The sequence below is a fragment of the Methanoregula sp. genome, from assembly GCF_028712425.1.
Lineage (GTDB): Archaea > Halobacteriota > Methanomicrobia > Methanomicrobiales > Methanospirillaceae > Methanoregula.
Genome location: NZ_JAQTQD010000015.1, coordinates 38,117 through 61,984 on the forward strand (window position 1 = coordinate 38,117; position 23,868 = coordinate 61,984).

24 protein-coding genes are annotated in these 23,868 nt (G+C 52.7%); 9 read left to right on the top strand and 15 right to left on the bottom strand.

Annotation, left to right across the window (positions count from 1 at the left end; genetic code table 11):
* Nucleotides 1–3 precede the first annotated feature (3 nt).
* Nucleotides 4–1,710, top strand: a complete 1,707-nt coding sequence (gene mcrA / locus PHF39_RS09320; protein WP_300223276.1) for a coenzyme-B sulfoethylthiotransferase subunit alpha — start codon at nucleotides 4–6, stop codon at nucleotides 1,708–1,710.
* Nucleotides 1,711–2,129: 419 nt separating this feature from the next.
* On the opposite strand, the gene PHF39_RS09325 is transcribed toward mcrA, so the two are convergent.
* From PHF39_RS09325 to PHF39_RS09340, 4 genes are all read right to left on the bottom strand, one after another.
* A complete protein-coding gene (locus PHF39_RS09325) occupies nucleotides 2,130–2,375 on the bottom strand; it encodes a hypothetical protein (protein ID WP_300223277.1) in 246 nt (81 codons plus the stop codon).
* 766 nt (nucleotides 2,376–3,141) lie between these two features.
* Nucleotides 3,142–3,477: a hypothetical protein gene (locus PHF39_RS09330; protein WP_300223278.1), complete on the bottom strand. Its 336-nt coding sequence runs from the start codon at nucleotides 3,475–3,477 to the stop codon at nucleotides 3,142–3,144.
* A 285-nt stretch (nucleotides 3,478–3,762) separates the two neighbouring features.
* The gene (locus PHF39_RS09335; protein WP_300223279.1) at nucleotides 3,763–4,701 is read right to left on the bottom strand and encodes a hypothetical protein; all 939 of its coding nucleotides are present in this window, start codon (nucleotides 4,699–4,701) and stop codon (nucleotides 3,763–3,765) included.
* The gene (locus PHF39_RS09340; RefSeq protein WP_300223281.1) at nucleotides 4,698–5,093 is read right to left on the bottom strand and encodes a type IV pilin N-terminal domain-containing protein; all 396 of its coding nucleotides are present in this window, start codon (nucleotides 5,091–5,093) and stop codon (nucleotides 4,698–4,700) included. The genes PHF39_RS09335 and PHF39_RS09340 overlap by 4 nt, the downstream gene beginning before the upstream one ends.
* A gap of 330 nt (nucleotides 5,094–5,423) precedes the next feature.
* Between PHF39_RS09340 and PHF39_RS09345 the strand changes: the two genes are divergently transcribed.
* The 3 genes from PHF39_RS09345 to PHF39_RS09355 all read left to right on the top strand — a co-directional run bounded on the left by PHF39_RS09345 (nucleotide 5,424) and on the right by PHF39_RS09355 (nucleotide 7,076).
* Entirely contained in the window at nucleotides 5,424–6,065 is a 642-nt protein-coding gene (locus tag PHF39_RS09345; protein ID WP_300223283.1) for a type IV pilin N-terminal domain-containing protein, read from the top strand.
* On the top strand, nucleotides 6,062–6,571 hold the full coding sequence (locus PHF39_RS09350; RefSeq protein WP_300223285.1) for a type IV pilin N-terminal domain-containing protein: 510 nt from the start codon (nucleotides 6,062–6,064) through the stop codon (nucleotides 6,569–6,571). The genes PHF39_RS09345 and PHF39_RS09350 overlap by 4 nt, the downstream gene beginning before the upstream one ends.
* Before the next feature lie 175 nt (nucleotides 6,572–6,746).
* Nucleotides 6,747–7,076, top strand: coding sequence for a hypothetical protein (locus tag PHF39_RS09355; protein ID WP_300223286.1), 330 nt, complete (start codon nucleotides 6,747–6,749; stop codon nucleotides 7,074–7,076).
* A 90-nt stretch (nucleotides 7,077–7,166) separates the two neighbouring features.
* On the opposite strand, the gene PHF39_RS09360 is transcribed toward PHF39_RS09355, so the two are convergent.
* From PHF39_RS09360 to PHF39_RS09375, 4 genes are read right to left on the bottom strand one after another with little or no spacing between them, the layout of a single operon-like run.
* Entirely contained in the window at nucleotides 7,167–7,943 is a 777-nt protein-coding gene (locus PHF39_RS09360) for an ABC transporter ATP-binding protein (protein WP_300223288.1), read from the bottom strand.
* A gap of 10 nt (nucleotides 7,944–7,953) precedes the next feature.
* Nucleotides 7,954–9,126 (bottom strand): iron ABC transporter permease, encoded by a 1,173-nt coding sequence (locus PHF39_RS09365; protein ID WP_300223290.1) that lies wholly within the window; start codon nucleotides 9,124–9,126, stop codon nucleotides 7,954–7,956.
* A 59-nt stretch (nucleotides 9,127–9,185) separates the two neighbouring features.
* Complete coding sequence (locus tag PHF39_RS09370) at nucleotides 9,186–11,135, bottom strand: putative cobaltochelatase (protein WP_300223291.1); 1,950 nt, start codon at nucleotides 11,133–11,135, stop codon at nucleotides 9,186–9,188.
* 33 nt (nucleotides 11,136–11,168) lie between these two features.
* On the bottom strand, nucleotides 11,169–12,254 hold the full coding sequence (locus tag PHF39_RS09375; RefSeq protein WP_300223293.1) for an AAA family ATPase: 1,086 nt from the start codon (nucleotides 12,252–12,254) through the stop codon (nucleotides 11,169–11,171).
* Nucleotides 12,255–12,482: 228 nt separating this feature from the next.
* Between PHF39_RS09375 and PHF39_RS09380 the strand changes: the two genes are divergently transcribed.
* The 4 genes from PHF39_RS09380 (at nucleotide 12,483) to PHF39_RS09390 (ending at nucleotide 15,242) form a co-directional block, all read left to right on the top strand.
* The gene (locus PHF39_RS09380; RefSeq protein WP_300223295.1) at nucleotides 12,483–13,439 is read left to right on the top strand and encodes an ATP-binding cassette domain-containing protein; all 957 of its coding nucleotides are present in this window, start codon (nucleotides 12,483–12,485) and stop codon (nucleotides 13,437–13,439) included.
* A complete protein-coding gene (locus PHF39_RS13965; RefSeq protein ID WP_366144223.1) occupies nucleotides 13,436–13,612 on the top strand; it encodes a hypothetical protein in 177 nt (58 codons plus the stop codon). Before PHF39_RS09380 ends, PHF39_RS13965 begins: the two co-directional genes overlap by 4 nt.
* The gene (locus tag PHF39_RS09385) at nucleotides 13,609–14,160 is read left to right on the top strand and encodes an ABC transporter permease (RefSeq protein ID WP_366144224.1); all 552 of its coding nucleotides are present in this window, start codon (nucleotides 13,609–13,611) and stop codon (nucleotides 14,158–14,160) included. Before PHF39_RS13965 ends, PHF39_RS09385 begins: the two co-directional genes overlap by 4 nt.
* Before the next feature lie 80 nt (nucleotides 14,161–14,240).
* Nucleotides 14,241–15,242 carry an ABC transporter substrate-binding protein gene (locus PHF39_RS09390; protein ID WP_300223297.1) on the top strand — a complete coding sequence of 334 codons (1,002 nt, stop codon included), beginning with the start codon at nucleotides 14,241–14,243 and terminating at the stop codon, nucleotides 15,240–15,242.
* A gap of 109 nt (nucleotides 15,243–15,351) precedes the next feature.
* On the opposite strand, the gene PHF39_RS09395 is transcribed toward PHF39_RS09390, so the two are convergent.
* A complete protein-coding gene (locus PHF39_RS09395) occupies nucleotides 15,352–15,561 on the bottom strand; it encodes a hypothetical protein (RefSeq protein ID WP_300223299.1) in 210 nt (69 codons plus the stop codon).
* Between the two features lie 106 nt (nucleotides 15,562–15,667).
* Between PHF39_RS09395 and PHF39_RS09400 the strand changes: the two genes are divergently transcribed.
* Nucleotides 15,668–16,348: a hypothetical protein gene (locus PHF39_RS09400; RefSeq protein WP_300223302.1), complete on the top strand. Its 681-nt coding sequence runs from the start codon at nucleotides 15,668–15,670 to the stop codon at nucleotides 16,346–16,348.
* Between the two features lie 527 nt (nucleotides 16,349–16,875).
* Here PHF39_RS09400 and PHF39_RS09405 read toward each other — a convergent pair.
* From PHF39_RS09405 to PHF39_RS09430, 6 genes are all read right to left on the bottom strand, one after another.
* Nucleotides 16,876–17,220, bottom strand: coding sequence for a hypothetical protein (locus PHF39_RS09405; RefSeq protein ID WP_300223304.1), 345 nt, complete (start codon nucleotides 17,218–17,220; stop codon nucleotides 16,876–16,878).
* Between the two features lie 2 nt (nucleotides 17,221–17,222).
* Complete coding sequence (locus PHF39_RS09410; RefSeq protein ID WP_300223306.1) at nucleotides 17,223–19,490, bottom strand: sialidase family protein; 2,268 nt, start codon at nucleotides 19,488–19,490, stop codon at nucleotides 17,223–17,225.
* On the bottom strand, nucleotides 19,487–19,933 hold the full coding sequence (locus tag PHF39_RS09415; RefSeq protein ID WP_300223308.1) for a hypothetical protein: 447 nt from the start codon (nucleotides 19,931–19,933) through the stop codon (nucleotides 19,487–19,489). The genes PHF39_RS09410 and PHF39_RS09415 overlap by 4 nt, the downstream gene beginning before the upstream one ends.
* Nucleotides 19,934–19,979: 46 nt before the next feature.
* Nucleotides 19,980–20,744 (bottom strand): ABC transporter permease, encoded by a 765-nt coding sequence (locus PHF39_RS09420; RefSeq protein ID WP_300223310.1) that lies wholly within the window; start codon nucleotides 20,742–20,744, stop codon nucleotides 19,980–19,982.
* A complete protein-coding gene (locus PHF39_RS09425) occupies nucleotides 20,744–21,736 on the bottom strand; it encodes an ATP-binding cassette domain-containing protein (RefSeq protein ID WP_300223312.1) in 993 nt (330 codons plus the stop codon). The genes PHF39_RS09420 and PHF39_RS09425 overlap by 1 nt, the downstream gene beginning before the upstream one ends.
* A gap of 32 nt (nucleotides 21,737–21,768) precedes the next feature.
* Nucleotides 21,769–23,868, bottom strand: a 2,100-nt coding sequence (locus PHF39_RS09430; protein ID WP_300223314.1) for a cobaltochelatase subunit CobN, incomplete at its 5' end; no start/stop codon positions are given.

A 23,868-nucleotide genomic window follows, 5' to 3' on the forward strand; every position in this document is an offset into this window, starting at 1 on the left:
ATCATGGCATCCGTAGAAAAATCCCAGAAACAGTTCCTCAAAGCACTCAAAGAGAAGTTTAAAGGTCAGGACGTTGAATCGCAGAAGACCGGCTTCTACAAGTTCGGGGGTCTTGCCCAGTCGCCGAGAAAGCGCGAGTTCATGGCGGAAACCCAGAAGATCGTGGCCGACCGCGGGATCTCGATGTACGATCCCGAGCACTGCCACCTCAACGGCATCCCGATGGGCCAGCGGCAGTTGATGACCTACGAGGTCTCGGGCACCGGGACGTTCGTTGAAGGCGACGACCTCCACTTCGTGAATAACTCGGCCATGCAGCAGATGTCAGACGAGATCAAGCGGACGATCATCGTCGGCATGGACATCGCCCACAATACGCTCCAGAAAAGACTGGGTAAAGAAGTGACGCCCGAGACTATCAACGAGTACCTTCATATCTTAAACCACGCGATGCCGGGTGGGGCAGTTGTGCAGGAGCACATGGTCGAGACCAATCCCGGCCTTGTGGATGACTGTTATGTCAAGGTCTTTACCGGTAACGATGAGGTTGCGGACGATATCGAGCCGCAGTACCTGCTTAACATCGAGAAACTGTTCCCGAAGAAGCAGGCCGAGGCGCTTAAGGCCGAGATCGGGAAATCAATGTACCAGGCCATCCACGTCCCGACCATCGTGGTCCGGACCTGCGATGGAGGAACAACCAGCAGGTGGTCCGCAATGCAGATCGGGATGTCGTTCATTGCCGCATACCGCACCTGTGCGGGAGAAGCCGCGGTTGCCGATCTCTCGTTTGCAGCCAAGCATGCCGGTGTGATCCAGATGGGGTCACACCTCCCGGCCCGCAGGGCACGGGGCCCGAATGAGCCGGGCGGCATTAAGTTCGGCATGTTCTCCGATATGATCCAGGCCGACCGGATTCATCCTGACGACCCGGCAAAGGCCTCGCTCGAAGTCGTGGCGGCAGGTGCCGTGCTCTTCGACCAGATCTGGCTTGGCTCCTACATGTCGGGCGGCGTCGGGTTCACCCAGTATGCGACTGCTGCATACACGGACAATATCCTTGACGATTTCACGTATTACGGCATGGATTATATCAAGGACAAGTACGGGTACAATTACCGCGAGCCGGGACCGGGCAAGATCATAAAACCCACGCAGGAGATCGTCAGCGATATCGCGACCGAGGTAACGCTTTACAGCATGGAACAGTACGAGAAGTTCCCGACCCTGATGGAGGACCATTTCGGAGGCTCCCAGCGGGCGGCCGTGATCGCTGCTGCTTCCGGGCTTACCACATCCATCGCCACCGGCAACTCGAACGCCGGCCTGAACGCGTGGTACTGCTCGATGATCATCCACAAGGATGGCTGGTCACGGCTCGGGTTCTTCGGGTACGACCTGCAGGACCAGTGCGGGTCGGCAAACTCGCTCTCGATGGAGCCTGACCGCGGGGCAATGGGTGAGCTCCGGGGCCCGAACTACCCGAATTATGCGATGAACGTGGGGCACCAGGGCGAGTATGCGGCAATTGTCGCCAGTGCGCACATCGGCCGGGCCGATGCGTTCTGCTTCGATCCCCGGGTCAAGATCACCTTTGCCGACCCCTCGATGAAGTTCGACTTTGCGGAACCGAGAAAGGAGTTTGCCCGCGGGGCTATCCGGGAGTTCGAGGCGGCCGGGGAGCGGTCGCTGATCATGCCGGCGCGGTAAGCGTTGCTCCGGGTTGCACGCCCCCTTAGCGGAAATATCCCGCTTTTTATTTTTCTTGTCCTGTATGCCCTGTTTTTAACCTCAAAAGGGGTCGCTGTCTGTATTCAAGACCAGTCGGCTAAAGGATTTTACTTAAAGATTCATACGAATGTAATAGTTTTTTTAATAATAGTCATACGTGTCCCCATGATAATACGGGAATATCTTTACCCGCGTCTCTCATTATTATCGATAAAATTGCATCTCCGCTTTAGGCAAATCATTCCCGTTTTGTTTTTGCACAAATGTATTCGCACAAAGGAAAAATGTTTATTAATTCATACGATTTTGAAAAAATTTAATATCATGTCCAACATATGGGATAGCAGGGATGATGATTCCTGCATCTGGTCGATCCGTCCACCCGATACCATTCGTGGTCATTCCCTTGATGGATCCCCTGCAGGGTTTATCATCCTCTCGTAGTATGAATAATTTTTATTCCGGAGTGAAATATCGATGGTTGAAACCAGGAAAGCAAAAGGTGCCAAGAGCACACCGGTAAAGAAAGCAGAACCCAAAAAGGAAGTACCCAAGAAAGCTTCCTCAAAGACAGCAGTTGCAGGAAAACCAACTGCCAAACCTGCCGCCAAAACAAAAAAATAATTTCTTTTCTTTTTAATCATCGATAAGGTCAGTCGGACCGCCAGATAACAACAGCGGGAAGACTCAGGTATTCCCGCAATTAACGGTTGCCTGAAATATCGGGACGATCCGCTGTACGTGGGAATCCCGGGATGGCCGGGATGGCAGGTTTTTCTGAACTACGAAATCGATAAAAAAGATGCCGGACGGGTGTATCCCCGGTCAATACTTCGGAAGGTACCAAAGATACTGATGGGAAAACACTGCCCGATGCTTGAAGAACGAGAGTACCGGTGTATTCCTTTCTGACATAGTCCCCGTAACGTGACAAGGTCTCCCTCCTTTTTGATAATTGCGATCCTGTCTGCTCTTATCGCAGGAGTGAGGCAGACTTGTCAACAGCGGTATTATTGTACTCTTTTCTCATGGTAATGATCTTCTCCGGGCACCTCCCTCTTCCGGTAACCGGAAGTGTGTGATGAGATCCTGTGTTCTCGTGTGTTTGTTTCAGATATGCAGGTCTCCAGGTTGACCCGGGAGACCCTGTATTCCGGATCTGACCCGGACAATGTTAAACTTTTTGATTTTTATGTGAAATAATGTGAATTTTTTTACCATTACTACTATTATCAACGATAACCCGGTTGCGGTGCAGGTAGTCCGTCCCGGGACCCGGCTCGTGGGCGTGTCGATGGTGAAACAACGAACGATTATCCGGTCCGGAAACGACAAGTCTGTGGTCCGTGAATATGGATTGCGCACCATTGTCCAGAGAAAAGGAAGAGATGGGGGATGTGCAATGATGAGTCAGAACTCTTCTGCTATCCCGTATCCCCAGCGGTAGAGTGTTGCAATGGGATCGCTTTTCGGGAACAGGTTGCAGATAAGTCCTTTTCCCCGCAGGAAGCGTTCTGCGCTCGCCGGTGAAACCGGTATTATCTTGTCCTTAACGGTACGGTCGGTTGACCAGAGATGGAGGTAGTAGGTGATCCGTTTTTCCGGATCGGTATGGATGTAGAGATCTTTTCCCTGGTGCTGGAACCCGTTGGATCGTTTCCGCGGCCGGGGGGCTGCATAGAGGCGTTCATCAGACCGTGTATCGATCTCGGCTCTCCTGCTGCCATCAAACAATGTTGTCTTCATTCCCTCAACTCCCGTTGTACCGGGAATCGGTTTCCCCACCGCTCCAGTACAACGATTGGTTATCTGTTTTGTCGAAAGTGCGGGTGTTTCTGGATGTCCAGACATACCCTGTATCTCATGTGGGCTCCGAACATACATATACTTTTTTATTTTTGTATGAAAAAATGTGTAAAATATTTAAATATGTAATACTAAGCCAGTGCGACATCCAATCCTCATCACGATAATCACAGTGCACTTTGGATAGGCTGATGTCTGTCGGACGGATCCCGTATCCCCGGGGCACTAGTGGGCGCCGACCGTGATGTCTGTCGTCACCCAGAGCAGGGTGGTGTTGGATGAAGGGGCGATCTTCAACTGTAGCCAGCGCTGATCGTCATTCGTCTCCAGGGATTCGATATTGTTGCAACTGGTGTGGATCTCCTGTGCACTGCTGTTCAGGTTCTCCCACAGGGTTTCCCGAAAACCCCCTATTAGTTCCGGTCTCGGAACACTCATGCTGATGCCGGTCACGTTGTAAACAGGGGGCTGTCGGTGGATCCGGCTCTTCAGGACCAGCATGCTGTTCCCATTCCCGCTGACCCGATCGTGGTGTGGTTCCGGCGTAATGTTGGCGGTACGGATGGTGATGACGGAACAGCCCGCCGAGCTGGTATATACTGATGGTTCGAACACGATGAACGAGCCGGCCAGGTCATCGAACCTGATATCATCCATCGAGGCCTTATTCAGGGGCGCAATCAGGTTCCGCTCGGTGTTATTGACAAAGAGGTTCCCAAACGACCAGACATACCCCTGCCCCTGCCAGAAATTATTTGTCGGTGTGTAGGAGAACTTGACCAGGCTTGAATAATAATCGGGCGAAAGAGCTGTTGGCGAACCCAGTTCCGGGCCGGTCCTGTTTGTCCAGTTTGCCTGGAGATATGCGTCTGATGCTGCGCTCCAGACCTTCAGTTCTCCTCCCGATTTGACCGGATCGAACGTGAAGTCTCCCCCGCCGAGAGGGATCGTTTCCGAGAGGGTGATATCCTGCCTGAGGGATATGGCAGACATGAGATCTCCGGAAAACCGGGAGAAACCGGATTCAACCTTGCTGATGTGATCGATCTCGGACTGCTCTTTCATTGATGGGACGAAGTATGCGTTCCACGCTGCAAAGAACGTCACGATGACCGCGAGGATGAGCATGACTGCTACAACAGGGGCTACAGCGTCATCGGTCATATGCTGGTTCTCCCGGTATAGATCACGGTACGGGGGGTGATCAGCTTTATTGTCTCGTTTCCTTCAGGCGATCCAGGCATTGTTACCGTCACGTTGCTGCCAAGGTCAAACACCGTTTTGTCGGGAACAACGACGAGGTTGCCGGACTTCTGGCTGAATGTTTTCTTCCAGGTCTCGTTCACGATCACCACGCTCAGGTCTTCGACCTTCACCCAGTCGCCTCCCTTGTGCCAGAACGTGAAATTACCGGTTGTATCGCTTGTCATCATGATGGTGACCGTTGGTTCGCGGTCCGCCGGCAAGTAATTGAAGAGCGCTGCGGAGAAGACTGCGAGCAGCACAACGACCAGGGCGATCATGAGCATCTCCCCGACAACCTCCGAGACTCCCAATTCATTATACTCCTTTGGGTTCACGATGGGGCACGTCCTGTTGCTTCTGGATTTGTATGGTAAAATGCTGCGGGATACCCGGCAGCCCGCACCTGCCGGATTTCGTTCATGGGTTTTACTATGTTTGTCCCAGCGTAATTAAGCATAAAGTAATAAAAAATTTTCTTTTTGTGTTATTCTGGCAGAGGCGTTTTTCCGGAATACCTGTCATAAAAAATTATACGAATCTGCGTACCGGGAAATGTCAAATAGTCATATTCATATAACATTGAGTGTTACTTTATGAAAAATAAGTATAATTTTTCTTTGAATGTTGGTGGGAGGAAGACTATGTGCCGCAACGAACACGCCGTATCCCCTGTTGTCGGTGTCATGCTGATGCTTTCGGTGACAATCATCATCGCCGCCATTGTCAGTGCAACGGCAGGCAGTTATTCAGGAACGCAAAAGTCCGCGCCCTCCGGTGTTCTCGAAGTCCATTTTTACGAGAACCGTTCGTATGGAAGTTTTTCAACTCATACCATGACCATCGAGCATATCAGCGGCGCCCCCCTCCAGACAAAGGACCTGAGCATCTCCACCTATTTCCGGAATGAGTCCGGCCAGTTGATCAAAGGCACACTCTCAGGGGAGATGTCCGTGGAGATCGATTCGGGTCATTACTCTGCGCCCCTCTTCATCAATGACCAGGACCGGTTCGAGGGATCGCCCCTCCAGCATTCCTCATCAGCCCGGCACAGGAGCTGGTTTGGGAATTCATCTGCTGTCCTGATGGCCGGTGATGTCCTCGTCACTCCGGCTCAGTTCTGTGGATCGGTGGACGGCCACGAGAACCCCGGCCTGAATACCCTCCTGAATCTTGGCGAGAAGGCCTCGGACGACGGGTACAAGGCCGGGGACGTCATCACGGTGAAGATCGTCCATATCCCGAGCGGGCAGGTGATCTTTGACAAGGACGTGGTGGTTGTTTGAGGTCCCGGTCCGATCATGACACGGCCGTGTCACCGGTTGTCGGCGTCATGCTGATGTTATCGGTTACCGTCCTGATTGCGGCGATCGTGAGCACCTATGCCGGAGGTTTTACCGGTGGCGCGGAGAAGAGCCCCCAGAGTTCGATCAAGGCAAGCCCGAACCTGCTCCAGCACCGGATCTATTTCGAGCACAATGGCGGCGACTCGTTCATGCTCAGCTCTGTCCAGGTAGTGCTGCGCGAGCATGACAACAAAACCGCACTCTCCCTCATCGATGCAAAGAGCAGCCGTGTCCAGAATTTCACTGAAGTGGGTATCAAGGACCTGAACACCGATACTACGATCCAAGCCGGAGATACATTTTATGTCGAAAGTGTGGATTGGGACACCGATGATTCGTGGATGAAATTCGGGAACCTGAACCTGACGCAGGATAAAAAGATCTCCTGGCTCCTTGTCGACAAAGGGACGGGAAAGACGATCTCGACCGGGTCGTTCTACCTGTAATCCTTCACTGGTTCTGTAGCCGGATTCTTTACTTTTCTCTTGTTTTGCTGGATGTTGTAAGATTGTATATCAGTATATTCTATCTGATGGGCATCCGGTTAATGGACATATAAATACGAAAAAATTTCATAAAAAATAATGAATCAATAGAAATTATTATTACAATTATTTTCATATGGTTGGTTTGGAGAGTGTCATGCGATCTCAGAGGAAGTTACCTCCGGATCAACGGGATTGGTTGGGTCGTCCAAAAAACCAACGTATTTCAGCCAGTACGATTGCTTTTATCCTTGGTATCCTGATTTTGGTAGGGATGATATATCTGGCATATATCACACCAGAAATCGTGGAATCCCTGATGCGATCCATTCTTGGTGATAATTCAGTGTTCCTGCCAGGCAGTATCTACAACAACACCAGCACCACATTCCAGATTAACGGGATGACATATGATACAAGAGAATTAGTCATTCAATTTTTCCAGACTGGGAGAGTCCCTGATTGATTTGCTTGCTCCTACAGCGATACATTGCGCTTTTTATGATCATATGAAAATTGGGTTTCGCCTCTTCCTCTTCCCAAGTCTGCTTGATGGTTAATTGGACGCCCGCGCCCGGAACGGTACTAAAAATTTCCCCTGCTCGTTCTCGACAACAAACGAGTCCACGCCATAGACCCTGTTGATGCACTCCGGGGTAAGGATCTCCTGCGGTTTGCCATAACCGGCCATCTTTCCCCCGTGCAGTACAACAACGGTGTCCGCGTAGCGGTATGCAAGGTTGAGGTCGTGGACCGCGATGATCATGCCGGCCCCGCGTTCCCACGTGATCTCCCGCATGGTCTCCATCACTTCGATCTGGTACCGGATGTCGAGCGCACTGGTTGGTTCGTCGAAGAGGAAGAGCTTCGGGTCCTGGGCGAGAGCCCGGGCAATGAAGACCTTCTGCCGCTCTCCCCCCGAGAGCTGGTCCATGTAATTCCCTGCCATGTGCTCCATCTCCAGTGCTTCGAGCGAGTGCTGGACCCGCGAGAGTTCCTCGTCCGAGACCGACCACTTGATGTGCTGGCGACGGCCAAGGAGGACGGTCTCGAAGACCGTGGAGTACAGCGTAAAGGTGAAATGCTGGGGGACGTACCCGATGCATTTGGCGAGCTCAATGGGATCGATCTTCCGGATGTCGGTCCCGTCGATGCCGATACTCCCTGATGTCTGGCTGTGAACCCCCGCGATGGTCTTGATCAGTGTCGACTTGCCGGAACCGTTCGGGCCGACGAGCGCGACAATCTCGGATTTCCCCAGAGAGAATGAGATCGTGTCGAGTACCCGTCTCCCGCTATATTCCTTACTGACGCTTTCAATGACGATATCCATGCAGCACCCCCTAATACAGTCCCCTGCCTTTGCCCCGCATGATCAAAAACAGGAAAAACACGCCCCCGATAGCGTACATGATGATCCCGACCGGGATCTCGACCGGGCTCATGATTGTCCGTGCAACGGTATCGGAAAGGAGCAGGATCGCTGCACCCATCAGGCCGGCGCAGGGGATGAGATACCGGTGGTCGCTGCCGATGATCATCCGGCAGATGTGCGGCCCCATGAGGCCGATGAACCCGATGATCCCGGTAAAGGCAAGGCAGCAGGACGCGGCGAAGGTCGCGATCATCAGGCCGGAGAGTCGGAGTCGTTCGACATTGATCCCGAGGTTCTTTGCTACGTCGTCCCCCGCCGACAGGGCATTTAAGTCCCATGCCCTGCGTTCGAGCAGGAAGAAACAGATGACGACAAGCGGGATGAGGAGAAGGACTGCGCTCCAGCTCGCCCCCCACATCCCCCCCATCAGCCAGACCATGAGTTCGCGGAGTTTCTCGTTGTTGGTGATGTACTTGAGCGCCATCACTCCTGCCGTGAAGAGATAACCGATCACGACCCCGGCAAGAATGAGTGTGGACTGCGTTGTGCCCCGGGAACGGGAGATCCAATAGACGAGGAGCATGGACAACCAGCCGAACAGGAAGGCGAAGACCACGATCCACATGTCATAACTCATCAGGAAGTAGGAGACAAGGACACCCGGCCCGATGACGATTGCCAGCGCAGCTCCGAACGATGCTGCGGAGGAGAGCCCGAGCGTGAACGGGCTTACGAGGGGATTTCGCAAAAGGCCCTGCATGACTGCACCGGCCACCGCAAGGCTGATCCCCGTAAGGATAGCGAGGAAGATCCGGGGCAGCCGGAACCCGACCACGATCAGCTCTGCCTGCGGGTTCGAGGGCGCCGGGATCGTGAACGGGATTGTGTCGTACCATCCTGCTACCGATGGGAGGTACGTGTGCAGGAAGTTCTGGAGGGACACTGCACAGGAATGGCCGATGGCAAGAATGGTATCCTGCGGCATGATGGAAACCGTGCCGATCCCTGCGGACAGGATAGCGGCAACAATCACGAAGATCGAGAGCCCGGTGATGAGGGCGATGCGCCGGGTGCTGTTTGCTTTGTACAGTGTATGAACGGATACGTTTACCGGATCTTTTTCCTGCTTTGTCTCTGTCATGAACCCTCCCTGCCGCCCGTTGTTTTCTTTCTTTCAAGGATGCCAGGGATCCTGCGCATTTACATCCCTATCCCTTTCACCACATCGGCGATCTGATCTGCCTGCAGATCCTCGAGTTTTAAGTATTTTGCCCCCATCTCCTGCGACAGGGTCTGCGCAAGCCCGAAGGCGATATACCCCTTCTCCGAATCGATGACGAGCGAAGAGATCCCTGCATCCTTTATGCGGGCAGCAACCTCGTTTGCGTCATCCAGTGGGGAACCGGATCCCAGGCTCACGTTCGCCTTCCCGTCCGAGATGAGGATGAGCCGGGGAATGGTGTGCCGGTTGATCATCTTCTCGCGCTGCAGCACTTCGAAGGCTTTCGAGAGCCCGTGGGCAAGCGGGGTCTTTCCCCCGACCGGCAGCTGCTGCATGTATTTCCGGGCCAGTTCCACGCTGGACGTCGGGGGAAGGAGGACTTCGGCAGTCTTTCCCCGGAATACTACGAGGCCGACGCGGTCCCGCTTCTGGTAGGCATCGATAAGGAGCGAGAGGATGGCACCCTTGACGGCAGTCATCCGCTGTTGGGCGCCCATGCTGCCGCTCGCATCGACAACGAAGAGGATGGTATTTCCCATCTTTCGTTCCCGCACTTTTTCCCGGAGGTCGGAGGATTCGATTTTAACTGCAAGCGGCCCTTTCCGGTCCTTCTGGTGAGGAGCTGCCGCCCGGATCGTGGCGTCCAGCGCAATGTCCGGTCCTATGGTCTTTGGAATCCGGCTTCGGACATATTTCCCGTCCCGGGACTCGGTCACGCTCCTCCTGCCGCTGCCATCCCGTTTGAATGAATCGATTCGCCGCGGTGTGGCCAGCGGTTTCTGGCTGACTTTGAACGGCTGCCCTTCGGCGAACTGCGTCGTCGTCGACCCGTCGGGTGTCGTGTTCTCTTTTGGTTTCTGGTTCTCGGGGTTCTGCTGCTGCTGTTCGGGCTGCTTCTTTTCCTGCTGGGATTTCTCTATGGACTGCTCCACCTTCTCCTTGTCCATCTGCTGGTCGGAGAATGGCTGCCTGTGCATACGGTGGGAGAGGACGAGTTCGGCTGCCTCGCGGACATCCTCTTCCGTTACTTCTGTCCTGCCCTTGAACGCGGCGATCGTTGCGGAAGTTTTCAGCATCACGAGATCGGCACGGTGGCCATCCACCGCCATGTCGATACAGATCTGGGCGATCATCGTGAGCATGTCTTCCGATGCCGTAACCTGCGGGAGGAGTTCCTTTGCCGTCAGGATACGTTCCCGCAGATCCTCTTCTTCCCTTTGCCACGATGTGATGAACGGGTCGGGGGCATCATCGTACGCTTTTCTCCTGCGCACAACCTCAACCCGGGTATCGGCATCGTGGATTCCCTCGATATCCACGCAGAGCCCGAACCGGTCGAGGAGCTGGGGCCGGAGTTCTCCTTCCTCGGGGTTCATTGTCCCGATCAGGATAAATGCGGCCGGGTGGACATACGAGACCCCCTCCCTCTCGATGATATTTACCCCCATCGCCGCTGCATCGAGCAGCACATCCACGATATGATCGTTGAGGAGGTTCACTTCGTCGACATACAGGATGTTGTGGTTCGCTTTGGCAAGCACCCCGGGCTCGAACTTCCGCTCCCCATGTTTTAAGGCATGTTCAATATCCAGGCTGCCGACCACCTTGTCTTCCGTGGCACTGATCGGGAGCTCGATCACCTTCATCTTCCGGGGGATTGCAACAAGATCCGGGTATTTCTTCTCGCAATCCTGGCAGAGGCCCCGGTAATCCCCGGGATCGCACCCGAAGGCACAACCTTCAACAACGGGATGTTCGGGCAGGAGGCGGGCAAGGGCCCGGGCGGCCGTGGATTTTGCCGTCCCCTTCTCTCCCTTGATGAGGACTCCCCCGATACGGGGGTTGATGGCATTGAGGAGCAGCGCCTTCTTCATCTGCTCCTGTCCTACGATTGCGGAGAACGGGTAGATATCGTCGAAATGGTGCATTCGTGTACCTTGGTTGAATTGCGAGACCGGTGCTCAGTGCTGGTGGGTATGCGTATGGGTATGCTGCTGTGCGGCTGCGACACCGGCTTTCTGCCCCTGGGTCCGGAGGATGGACTGCTCCATCTTTCCCGTATCCATCTTCTGCTCGGAGAACGGCCTCCGGCGCATGCGGTGGGAGAGCACCAGTGCTGCCGCTTCCCGGATATCTTCATCAATCACGGCGTTCCTGCCGTTATATGCCGCAATGGTTGCCGCGGTCTTCATCATCGTGATATCTGCCCGGTGTCCATCGACTGCCATGTCGATACAGATCTGGGCGATCATCTTCAGCATATCATCCGACACGGCAACGTCCGGCAGCAGTTTCTGTGCCCGGACAATCCGCTCGCGCAGTTCCTGCTCCTGCGGCTCGTACGACCGGATAAATTCTTCCGGTGTGTCCTCGTACTTCTGTCTCCTGCGGATTACATCGACGCGCGTCCCGGCATCGTGAATCCCCTCGATATCCACGCAGAGCCCGAACCGGTCGAGGAGCTGGGGCCGGAGTTCGCCTTCCTCCGGGTTCATCGTCCCGATCAGGATGAACGCGGCCGGGTGGACGTAGGACACTCCTTCGCGCTCGATGAAGTTCATCCCCATGGCCGCAGCGTCCAAGAGTACATCGACGATATGGTCGTTGAGCAGGTTGACCTCGTCCACGTACAGAATGTTCCGGTGCGCCTGCGCAAGGATGCCGGGCTCGAACCTCTTCTCTCCCTTCTTCAGCGCATGCTCGATATCCAGGCTTCCCACCACCTTGTCCTCTGTTGCGCTGATGGGAAGTTCAACGACTCTCATCCGTGAATTTTTTACCGGGAGCGGGAGAGCCAGTTTCTGGCAGTCGAAACAGAGCCCCTTCGCATCCACGGGGTCGCACCCGAATATGCACCCGTCGACAACCTGCCGGTCCGGGAGGAGGTGGGCGAGGGCGCGGGCCGCCGTTGATTTTGCAGTCCCCTTTTCGCCCTTGATGAGGACTCCGCCAATGCGGGGATTAATCGCGTTGAGGATGAGGGCTTTCTTCATCTGCTCCTGGCCTACGATGGCGGTAAACGGGTAAATGTCGTTGAAGTGGTGCATAAGGGGTCTCCATAATCTGGCGTGGTATCAGGATAGAAATACAAAATAATCCTGATACGCATCATGCATTAGATCAACTAAAGATATTTTAGCATTTAGTATTACCTATTTTGCTTTTGTAATACTGAATCTAACGATTAAATATAATTTTAATATTTGAGAGGAAAAGATCTCACAACTGATATGGACAAAATTTTAAGTCAGTGCTTGACAGGAGAGTAATCCAAATTGAACTCAATTGAAACACATAATCTGACAAAATATTACGGAGATCTTTGTGCCGTAGATCACCTGACGTTGTCCGTGAACAATGAAATCTTCGCACTCCTCGGGCCAAACGGTTCCGGTAAAACAACGACTGTGCTGATGCTGACGACGCTGCTTGGCCCCAGCGAAGGACGTGCAGAGGTGTGCGGGTTCGATATCCTGAAGGAAGGTGAGCAGGTACGGAAATCCCTAAGTTATGTTCCGCAGGATATGGCCGTTGACATCAAACTGACCGGGCGGGAAAATGTCCGGTTCTTTGCCGATTTGTACGGCGTCCCGAATGCAGGAAACCGTGTTGACGAAGTCCTTGCTGTTATGGAGCTGACTGACCGGGCAGACGATCTCATCAGGACATATTCTGGGGGGATGCGCCGGAGGCTGGAACTTGCCCAGGCGCTTGTCCATGAACCCAAGGTCCTCTTCCTCGATGAACCCACAATTGGGCTCGATGTTGCAGCACGGAAGAAGATCTGGGAGCATATCCAGACTCTGCGAAAGAAAGGGATGACGATCTTCGTCACCACGCATTATATGGACGAGGCGGACCAGTTCTGCGACCGGGTCGGCATCATCAGCAAAGGCCGGATCGCTGCCCTTGGTACGCCTAGGGAACTCAAGGCACGGCTGATGAAGGATGTCATCACTGCCAAAGTCGAAGGGACATTTGTCCCCCCGGAGCTGGACGGAATTGTATATCTCGGCAGCAATAATGACGAGGTCTCCTTCACCGCAGAGAACGGGCAGGAAGCGCTCCCGGCTCTTGCAGATGCTCTTGGAAAATCCGGGGGGATCGTCCGATCGATGTCGTTGCGGGAACCTACTCTTGATGACGTATTTATTCAGGCTGTCGGGCAGCAGGAAGAGTCCCACGGTTTTGACTATAACAAGTTCAGGATCATGCTGCGGAGGAGAAAATGAACGGCACTATTACCTATATGAAACGCGATTTTGTCAAATGGGGCCGGGGGAAAGTCGCGGTCATATCCGCACTGATCATGCCGGCTGCCTGGCTTGTCTTTGTAGGGCTGGCCCTGCCGGTGAAGTTTACCGGGAATTATCTTGATTTCATGTGCCGGGGATTCTTGTCATGACTATGCTCTCTGCAGGGCTCTCCGGGGGGGCGCTCCTGATGTTTGACAAGATCCTCGGATTCCTCAACAAGTTCCTTGCTCTCCCGATTCCCCGGAGCAGCATCCTTATCGGAAAGATTCTCTTCATCACCGGCCGCGGGTTGATCCAGGCTACCATCATCCTCGCCATCGCGCTCCTCATTGGCGCAACCCTGATGAATCCCGTTCAATACTGCCTCACGTACTTCATCCTCTTTCTCTTCGGTGTCATGATCTCGGCATTTGCAACAACTATTGCATTATATCTCGAAGATCACGATTCCTATTCCGCCTTCAACACGATGATCTCGATGCCGCTCTTTTTCACGTCCAGCGCCTTGATGCCATACAGCGTGATGCCGGCCTGGCTTGCAACGATCGCTCATCTCAATCCGCTCAGTTATGCTATCGATGCAGTGCGGGATGTGACTGCGGGCGGATTCCCTGCGATCCTTATCCTTATTCTTTTCGCACTGACTGCGGTTCTGCTCGCTGCCTGCATGCAGGTCTTCCGGAGGGTGACACTATGAATGCCTCATACACGACCCATTGTGCGTTGATTAGTATCATATTGCTTATTCTGGCGGCAGGATGTGTGGGACCGGAAACAGTGCAACCGATAAGCCCCTCCCCATCGTTGGAGCCGGTTGCTGTTGATGTTTCAAGCCAGGTCACCGGGGCCTGTACGACTGTCACGATCACCCAGACGGACGGTACAGAGATAACCCTTCCATGTCACCCTGAGCGGATCATCGTTACCAACAGTAATGCCGCCGAGATGATGATCGCGATCGGGGCCGGGGATAAGATTGTGGGTGTCACCCAGTCCACGACCAACGTCTCGTATATCATGGAGAAGATCCCTCAAGCGGAGAACATCGGGGACTGGCAAATTCCCAATGTTGAGAAGATCCTGGCACTCCACCCGGATATCGTGATCGTGTATGCCAGTTCGAAACCCAAAAACATGGATCAGCTTACCTCGGCAAATATCACGCTGGTGTATCTCGACTGCTTCCGACTCACGACGCTTGCGCACGATGCCCGTGCCCTTGGGACGCTGACCGGACACAAGAATGAGGCAGAAGTGTACGCCCGGCTTGTCGAGGATACTGTGGCGGACGTGACCGCAAAGGTCAAAACGATCCCGGAGGATTCGTACCCGGCCGTGTACTCGGAATCGTACATGGATTATACGGCAGCCGGCCGGGGGTCCGGCTCGGACGAACTCCTCACGCTTGCCGGGGGGAGGAACATTGCTGAGGACGTGGCCTCGTCATCCGCGAAGATCAGTACCGAGTGGGTGGTTGCCCGGCAGCCCTCGTACATCTTCAAGGTGATCTCTTCCGGGAACTCAAAACCATTCCCGGAGACCCATGCAACGCTCGTGAACCGGACCGGGTGGGATACGATTTCAGCCGTGAAGAACGACCGGGTCTATCTCTTTGCAAACGATGTCCAATACGGCCCGCGGGCGTACATCGGGCTCGTGTACACGGCGCAGCTCCTCCACCCGGACGATTTCCGTGACCTGCACCCGCGTGCGATGCTGGATGAGTACGCCTCGCGCTATGTTTCCGGCACGAACCGGACCGGGATGGTGTACCCGTAATTACATATTTTTAGAATATTCCCCGGGATATTTCCGATCCAGCCTGTGCCAGCGGCTATAACATAACCATCACCATCATACTATTTTATTAATTACAATATAATAAAAATTATTTCACGATTGTTTCCGGAATTTTACCGGCAGCCGGGCGCTCCCGGATGATCCAGCCGGATGCAGCGATACAGCAGTCGGCCCGGTATTTCCGGGAATACCGGGTACTTTGAAGGAACAGGAAGACATCATGCAGGAACGAAAGAGCAGACAGCGGATGTGCCGGGCAGGCACCGGCCGGGCAGCGTGCGGACACGAAACGTTTCACACACGGGTGGAGGTCCGGCCATGAAGCGGGGAAAGTCCGCGACCCGGGGCCCTGACAATACCGTAACGATTGCGCGGACCCGCGGGTGTACGATGCGGATGTGGGCATGGGATCTCACCGGGATCGGGTGGGATGGTCTGCCGGCTCCGGCGCCCGGACAACCGGCACGCATGGAGTTACCAATGACAAGGAATCAGCGGGCGAATGCTCCGGAACAACCGGGGCAGAGGGAGATGGTACGATAGCCCGCGGACGCCGCCCGCTCATTGCACTGGGCGAGGCAGAATCCATTGCGGAGAAACGCGGCGAGGTCCGGCATTTCCGGAACGAACCGGACATGATCTGCAGCTTCGTGATCTACATGATCGGGCTCGTTGCGCATGTCCGGATCAAGCGTGTCGAGCGCATCCGCATCACACCAGACTGGCTGGAGCGGGCGGCGGCGGACGATATTGCAGCGCTCCGGTTCATTGTATCGTCGCCCGAGATCTCCCGCGAACTCTGGATCTATACGCCGAAAGGCACGTTCCGGTTCTTCCGGGTCCTGGCCGGTTCGCTTGTGGAGCTCGATCGATACGGCCAACCGATGCCGGATCAGCCACCGGTCCCGAAGCGGAGGAAGGCCTCAGCGGCTCCGGTCGGAAAACCTGGCGACCCGGAACCTGCACCGGATCCAGCAGGAACCGTAGTGGATGCGTCGTTTCACCTCCTCCCTGAAGGCACCCCGGAACCTGCCGATGCACCGGGAGTCCCCGACGTTCGACAGGTTGTCAGGTCTGGAGGATGAGGAAAGTTCGCAGGACTCTCCGATATCTGACAGGCTATCAGAAGTCAAAGGTCGGCTTCGCCTCCCTTCGCCTCGTCGGGGTTCTGCAAACCCCTCCGACGGAGAAAATACCTCGTATGAGCGTAAGGAGGAGACCGGGGGTGATTCTCCGAAACGGCCTCCTTTTGCAAAACGGGGCTCTTATGTGGCGATTTAAAAAACCGTGCTGGTTTTGGCCCTCCGGAAATCCGGGGAATTCAGGAAAAACGGTACAATGAGGAGATTTCCGGGGCTGTATCAGGCCTGGACCGGATTTTCCTCGTCGTAGATTAAATCCGGGCTAATACACGCAAATGGACGGTAAAAGTCCGTCCCGGTCAGGCTGGAGCAGGGTAAACGGAAAGGAGAGGGGGTTTGCCGGTCGGGAGCTCTCCTGGGAAACAGGGAGAACGAGTGAATGGAGATGAGGACATCCGGAGTAATGTGGAGATCCACAATCCCCTGTATGGAATTCTCCGGCGTATGAGATCAGATAAACGAAGCATCCGTTACAAGAGGAACAACCCGAGCAGATATGACAAAGCGTTCATTGTGATCGAACACAGCATCGCTTTTTTCAGATCCAGTCCGAGCACCCGGTTGAGGATGCCCGCCTCAACAATCACAACAAGTGTCTCACCGATCAGCGGATAGTACGCTGCATCGACAACCGGTGGCAGCACGAACCAGAGATACGGCAGCGTTAGCGCCGTGCAGACCAGGCCGGCGAACAGCATCCGGGAGATTGGCAGAGATCTGTCACGGAAGACAACACGGATGAGGGCAACAAGTACCGGGATCTCGATGGCCCAAGTCGTGATCAGCGCCAGTAGGAACTGCGTTTCATAGAGCATGGTCACGTGCACTTTCCGCCAAAGAGTTCAATGATACTGCAGTAGAGGGATTCGACCGGGCTTCGATTTTGTTTATCAAAGACCTGTTCTATGTGAGAGGAGGTGCCTTCAGGTCCGGCATTTAGAGAAGATGGTGAAAGACTAACGGGCACAACTCCATCGGTTTCCTTCTGCCAAAGACCCGGTCCTGCAGGCTGGAGCCGCCATACGCTGCTCCGAAATTCGTCGTCTATCACCACAATACTGCCATCCGGCATGATAACGCTGCTGTGCCTATAGTGGAAGTTCCATCCGGCATTTGTGGTTATCTGCGTCCATGTTCTGCCATAATCGATCGACCGCCATACATCGTTCAGATTGCTATGGCCGTTCTCGCCGCCCGTCACTATAATGCTGCCATCCGGCATGACAACGCAGCTTTGACCAAAACGTGGCGACCATTCGGCATGTGCGGTCATCTGGGCCCATGTTGCACCTCTATCCGTTGACCGCCACACCTCATTCCCATTACCTCTGGAGGTTATGGTCTTACGGGTAATGCCATTCATCAGTACGATGCTCCCATCCGGCATGGCTGCGCTACAGTAACCGGATCCTGCGGGCCATCCGGAACTCCCATTCACGAGAACCCATGTCCTGCCATAATCGGTCGAACGCCATGTATCGTTATATGAGGTACCCTGCGATTTGATGCTGCTGTAGCCGCCCATCAGTACAATACTACCATCCGGTAATACAACGCTGTTGTGACGGGATCGTGCCGACCATCCGGAACTCTCATTCACGAGAGACCAAGTCCTGCCATAGTCAGTCGATCTCCACGTGTCATTTTTATAGGGAGATTTCGTCTCGTCCGACCCTCCCATGAGAATAATACTGCCGTCCGGCATAACGACACTGCTGTGACCGGATCGTGCCGACCATTCAGCATTTGCAGTCATCAGCATCCATGTTGCACCATAATCAACCGAACGCCATACGTCAGGTGTATCTAACCGGGCATTATTTCCCCCCATGAGCACGATGCTGCCATCCGGCATGACTACACTGCTGTGGCTTTGTCTCAGCTCAGGGCCGGTTTTATTGCTGACCTGCGTCCATGACTTTTTAAATGCTTCGTTGCTGAAATAACCCGCTTGTCCGGGCACATTCTGCCACGGGAGTATCCTGGCAGCGATCAGGTTCGTTACCCAGACATCCGGACGGAAGGCATTTTTCTCTATAACCTGAGCTGCCTGTGCGGAGATATCTCCAGATCCGTACACTACCGGGGATGATAAAAGACCAGAAGGACTATTTTCATCGGGAATTGTGAAATATGCGTTGGCAATCGTATCAGCCACTGAACAATCTTCGTAACAATGATCGCGTGCATCGGGCCGGTCACTTTCCGGGATAACCAGCGATGAATTCTTTCCAATGAGGAACCGGTCGCAGGGGTTTACCTGCAGATGTGTGGCGTTTTGGCGGAACGGAAAGAGCTCCGTATACGTTTTCATTGGTTTGCCGTCAAGGATCCACCCGCCACATTCCTTATCAGATAACGGGTCGCAGGTGTCCAGATACTGGTTGAAACTGACCTCGTCCATCCGGTCGCGGGTTAAATTTACAAATCTGGTATAATTGTAAGTTCCCCCGGTTACCGCACCACGTCCTTCGAATATACTGAAACATTGTTCATCTGTCCCACTGGTGCACGAAGTGTAAATCCTGGTTTCAGCACTAGTATTCCGCCCTGGTTTTATTATGGAGTTTGCATGACCTATACATGCCTGGTACTCCGGAGTTATATAATAATGATACCGGTACTCTTCATTTTCCTCGTATGCTGATCCAGATACGCTGGATCGAACCGAGATACTGCGGGGCGTGTTAGTAGACCATTCGGAGTAGGGTTTTGTGGAGAAGTTGCGGATATTAAAAGGACCTTCAGCGGTCTTTCCCTCAAGATCGCACCAGTCGATATGAGTGTACTTCAGGTAATACTGCGGGTAGATCGTGCATCCGTATTCTTCGCATGTGGCGGAATAATGATAGACGAGTTCCGGCGTGATGGGACCGGTTTGTTCAGCAGGGTATGAGGCATACAAATAATGTCCGTAGCAGTTGATCGAGTAGTCAACACTATCGTTGTAGGGTAGTCCTCCTTTCTCAAAATATACGTGGGTGATGGTGGGTATGAGATAATCTGCCTGGACCGGTGGCATTACCAGCCCGGTTAATGCAATCAACGAAATGGTGAGAATCAGGTTTCCTGTTCTCCGGTTCATTCGCATTTTCCTCCAAAGGTCTGCACGATGCTGCAGTACAGCGATTCAACCGGACTTCCTTGAACTGACGGGGGAATGGATTGCAACGGCATCAATGGAATTCCGACTGTCGGAGTTGTCCCAGAAAAAGATTCCTGGACCGGGGATGAATTTCCAGACGGGATAATAAACCGGTCTTCGCAGATCTGCATCGTATAATTGCACGCATACGCACACGCATGGTTCCAGGGGTCCTGTTCTGTGAACGGCATAATCAGCGAGGGATCGGCCGCTACAAGGAACGTGTCGCAGGGATGATCTTTAAGATGCGTTGCATTATTCTTCAGGGGCCGGTATTCCGTGTACTGTTTCAGCGGCTTTCCGTTGAGGGTCCACCCGCTGCAGTTCCTGTCAGTTGCGGGATCGCAGGTTTCGAGATATCCGATGTACTGGGCAGGCGTCATGGCAATATCCGTCTTGTTGACATATACATGACTCCATTGAGGGTGATCATATCCTGTACCCGTTTGTGAAAGCATATGCACTAAGCAAGACCATTATGGTTGCAGTTACGATCAGGACTATACAATCAGTGATGATTGGAAGTGCAGATACACCAATTAACAGGCCCCTTATTGCATCCACTCCATAGGTCAGAGGATTAAAAACAGAAAAAAATGGTATACCCAATGGGAGATTTTGGATGGGGAACATGGCACCGGAAAGTAAGAAAATAGGGAAAAGCAAAAAGTTCGTGATATTATAATAGTCATGGACATCGCGCAATCGTGATGCTAAAATCAGCCCCATACTGATAAAGATGACCGATATTAACAGCATCACGAACAGTGATGCGATAAGCTGGGCAAATCCCATAATCTGGAAACTCATCACCATTGCAATAATAATGATAATAACTGCCTGAAGTATCGCAGTTGTTGCACCACCGAGAGTACGACCCAGCATGATCGAGACCCGGCTTGCAGGAGTTACCATAATCTCTTTTAAAAAGCCGAATTGTCTTTCAGACAAGACTGATAATCCGACCATTGATGCCGTAAACAGCAGGGTCATCCCGATTATCCCCGGGACAAAATACTCGAAATACCCGATATCCGGGGGTATCCCCGGAATATTTATCTGACGGAATCCAAATCCCAAAAATATCAGCATAAAAAGTGGCATCGCGATGGCGTTGAAAATCCTGAATTTTGTACGAGAGAATTTTATCATTTCGCGGAGCCAGAGCACGTAAATCGCTTTAACGTCAATCATTATCCCATTTTCCTCCTGATATACGCCCGACTTTGATCCTTATAAGAGCCTTTTTGTTCCCGGATTGCCGTTCCGGTGTAGGATATAAATGCCTCCTCAAGACTCGGTTTTATTGCACTCGCCGAGTGCACAACATGACCTTTTGAAAGAATCAGTTCAATAAATTCCGGAAGATGCTTTTCTGCATCTGATATGGAAACAGAAATACAGCAATCGGTCGTGGTAATTTTTTTTACTCCCTCGAATTCCATGAGGAGTTTTTTTACCTGCTCAACTTTTTTTTCATCGACTTCAATATTCACAATATCTTCGCGTATTTTATTTTTCAGGTTCAACGGTGTATCAAGTGCGACGATTTTTCCATGATCTATGATGGCGATTCGATCGCAAAGATAATCTGCCTCCTCAAGATAATGGGTTGTTAATATCACCGTAATACCCAGTTCCCGGTTGAGTTCACGAATATATTGCCAGATTTTTCTCCGGGTCTGGGCATCAAGTCCTAATGTCGGTTCGTCAAGAAAAAGGATGCGGGGGTGGTGCATGAGTCCTCGTGCAATTTCCAGTCGCCTCCGCATCCCACCTGAGAATTCGTGAACCAGTTGATCCGCCCTATCGGACAGATCAACCAGTGCCAAGACTTCATCGATGCGCTGTTTTCTCTCATCTGTGGGCATATCGTACATCATGGCATGAAAATTCAGATTTTCCCTTCCGGTTAATTCAACGTCGAGAGAAGGATCCTGAAATACAATCCCGATTATTCTCCGGATATTTTCGGGGTCTGCATGAATATCATGCCCCGCAATAAGCGCAGTTCCCTCACTTGGTTTATCCAAAGTCGTGAGAATATTGATGAGTGTTGTTTTTCCCGCACCATTGGGTCCAAGAAGTCCAAACAATTCTCCCTCATGTACGGTCACGGAAATATTGTCAACTGCCACTAATGATCCAAATGATCTTGTTAAATTATCGAGAACGATTGCATCCATTTGTACTCCGAGAATTGCAGGCAATAAAAAAATTAATGTGGGCGGTTTGCTTTCACTTTGGCTAATGCCTCCTTCATGGAATCTCCCCAGGATCCAATGTCCTCATGAGTGAAGATATCGACATTCCCTCCCTGGTGATCGCCTTCAGTCACCTGATCCTCCATCCACGATTCAATCTCCAGATAATTATTCTTAAGATCCTGCAGGGTTTCCTCATCTGCCTCCCAGAGTCCACGCTGCTGGGCTTCAAGGAGCCGGCGGGCAATCTCTTCGAGAGCGTAGGGATTATTTTCTTCAAAGAACTCCCGCATCTCCTCATCATTCACAAATGTATTTGCAATATCGTCAAATATCCAGTCATCAACTTCCTGAGTCGATGCCTCCCAGCCGTAGACATGGGTGACCCGCCTCATAATATCGGCTGCTCCCTTGTACCCGTGCTCTTTCATCCCTTCAATCCATTTTGGGTTCAAGAGTTTTGTACGGACAACGCGCCGGAGTTCATCGGCAAGATCCCGTACTTCAACGTTTTCCGGTTCTCGTGTATCCCCGTAATACGGTTTGACCTCTTTTCCGGAATAATGGCGAGCAGCTGCAGTCATTCCCCCCTGCGTGCCAAAGTAGCAGCAGCAGCCGAGAAGATCATATTCATCTGATATGACACTGTTGAATGTCACTGCTACCGTTGAAAGGCTTGATGCCAGATGTTCATGGGCAGCTTTTCCTTGGATATCTTTTCCATAAGCATAACCATTCCAGACTACAAAAATATCAGCAAGGTCAGCCTCGGTTTTCCACGCACTGGCAAGGACCGCAAGATTCACACCGCTGGAATACGTGCCGGGCGGAGATGAGAAGATGCGAAGTGTGGCATCCCTCCATGTCGTGCCTTCGGCCTCCTGCATTTTTTCCAGGGCATGTTTTCGGACGAAATTCATTTCGGGGGGTTCGTCCAGGGCGGCTACTGCTTGCACAGCCTCGTCAAGCAATTCGTAACAATTCGAGAAATTATCCCGTAAGATACCTGATGATCTGATCGTGATATCAATCCGGGCACGGCCGAGTTTTTCCAAAGGAACAATGGAAAATGCACGTACCTGGCCATTGGATTGCCAAATCGGTTCAACACCCAGTAGTGCCATCAGCTGTGCATACATCTCCCCATCGGATGACATGACATCCGTGCACATCCAGTAAAAGCCGATATTTTCCGGAAGTTTTCCTTCTTCTTTTTGATATTTTTCAAGGAGTGACTCAGCAAGCCTCTTTCCAACCCTCCACGCGGGTTTGGTGGGAACCTTATACGGGTCCAGCGAATAGAAATTCCGACCGGTTGGAAGTACTTCTTCATGTCCCCGTGAGATCTGGCCGGAAGGTCCTGCTGGTACATATCCCCCTTTCAGACCGTTAAGGAGAGATTCGATCTCTTTTGAATCATCTACCCTTCTGTTGATATCGAGAACTCTGGTACGGATCTGCTCAAGTGCCTTTTCCTGTGCAAGGGTGATCGGTCGGTTGAATAATTCTGAAAACGATGCCGGAGAACTGGCAAGAACCGCTTCAATGAATTTTTTTGAAGTGCTTTCGAGCTGTTCCAGGAGTGCTCCGTAGGATGCATGATGCTCATCAGAATATTTATTCTGGTTTGTGAGCAATTCGGTGAGATCAAACCCCATCACTTCTGCTATGATTCGACGAGGGGATGGGTCGCCGGTGTCGAACCGTATGATTGAGTTGATGAAATCGAGTCGTTTCTCCCCTTCAGGAAGTTCCCCGAAAATATGCATCCCGGATTGTATCTGGGTATTACGGATTTTCGACAGCGCTTCATGAGCCCGGCTTACAACTTCTGCTAGAGGCAGATCGTTGGTAAGGTGCATATCCTTGTCCAGATTAATCGCAGTTACTGCTTCGATGATCAAGTGCTGGAGGGCGTGGGCCCGGGCCGGATCAATTTTTGCCGTTTCATACTGGCTGAGGAGATTATCCAGTTCCTCCAGCCCCTCATAAAGACCGCCCTGAGTCATTACGGTCTGCATATGGTCGACAAGGACCGCATATGCCCGTCGTTTTGCAATAGTCCCTTCCGGGGGATTGTCTGAATTGTAAATGTAGATGTACGGGACTGTGCC

Excerpts from the sequence above, each read along its gene's own strand:
- mcrA (WP_300223276.1), top strand. The coding sequence starts at position 4 with ATGGCATCCGTAGAAAAATCCCAGAAACAGTTCCTCAAAGCACTCAAA.
- PHF39_RS09325 (WP_300223277.1), bottom strand. The coding sequence starts at position 2,375 with ATGATTAAAAAGAAAAGAAATTATTTTTTTGTTTTGGCGGCAGGTTTG.
- PHF39_RS09330 (WP_300223278.1), bottom strand. The coding sequence starts at position 3,477 with ATGAAGACAACATTGTTTGATGGCAGCAGGAGAGCCGAGATCGATACA.
- PHF39_RS09335 (WP_300223279.1), bottom strand. The coding sequence starts at position 4,701 with ATGACCGATGACGCTGTAGCCCCTGTTGTAGCAGTCATGCTCATCCTC.
- PHF39_RS09345 (WP_300223283.1), top strand. The coding sequence starts at position 5,424 with ATGTGCCGCAACGAACACGCCGTATCCCCTGTTGTCGGTGTCATGCTG.
- PHF39_RS09355 (WP_300223286.1), top strand. The coding sequence starts at position 6,747 with ATGGTTGGTTTGGAGAGTGTCATGCGATCTCAGAGGAAGTTACCTCCG.
- PHF39_RS09360 (WP_300223288.1), bottom strand. The coding sequence starts at position 7,943 with ATGGATATCGTCATTGAAAGCGTCAGTAAGGAATATAGCGGGAGACGG.
- PHF39_RS09365 (WP_300223290.1), bottom strand. The coding sequence starts at position 9,126 with ATGACAGAGACAAAGCAGGAAAAAGATCCGGTAAACGTATCCGTTCAT.
- PHF39_RS09370 (WP_300223291.1), bottom strand. The coding sequence starts at position 11,135 with ATGCACCATTTCGACGATATCTACCCGTTCTCCGCAATCGTAGGACAG.
- PHF39_RS09375 (WP_300223293.1), bottom strand. The coding sequence starts at position 12,254 with ATGCACCACTTCAACGACATTTACCCGTTTACCGCCATCGTAGGCCAG.
- PHF39_RS13965 (WP_366144223.1), top strand. The coding sequence starts at position 13,436 with ATGAACGGCACTATTACCTATATGAAACGCGATTTTGTCAAATGGGGC.
- PHF39_RS09385 (WP_366144224.1), top strand. The coding sequence starts at position 13,609 with ATGACTATGCTCTCTGCAGGGCTCTCCGGGGGGGCGCTCCTGATGTTT.
- PHF39_RS09400 (WP_300223302.1), top strand. The coding sequence starts at position 15,668 with ATGGGATCTCACCGGGATCGGGTGGGATGGTCTGCCGGCTCCGGCGCC.
- PHF39_RS09405 (WP_300223304.1), bottom strand. The coding sequence starts at position 17,220 with ATGCTCTATGAAACGCAGTTCCTACTGGCGCTGATCACGACTTGGGCC.
- PHF39_RS09410 (WP_300223306.1), bottom strand. The coding sequence starts at position 19,490 with ATGAACCGGAGAACAGGAAACCTGATTCTCACCATTTCGTTGATTGCA.
- PHF39_RS09415 (WP_300223308.1), bottom strand. The coding sequence starts at position 19,933 with ATGACGCCTGCCCAGTACATCGGATATCTCGAAACCTGCGATCCCGCA.
- PHF39_RS09420 (WP_300223310.1), bottom strand. The coding sequence starts at position 20,744 with ATGATTGACGTTAAAGCGATTTACGTGCTCTGGCTCCGCGAAATGATA.
- PHF39_RS09425 (WP_300223312.1), bottom strand. The coding sequence starts at position 21,736 with ATGGATGCAATCGTTCTCGATAATTTAACAAGATCATTTGGATCATTA.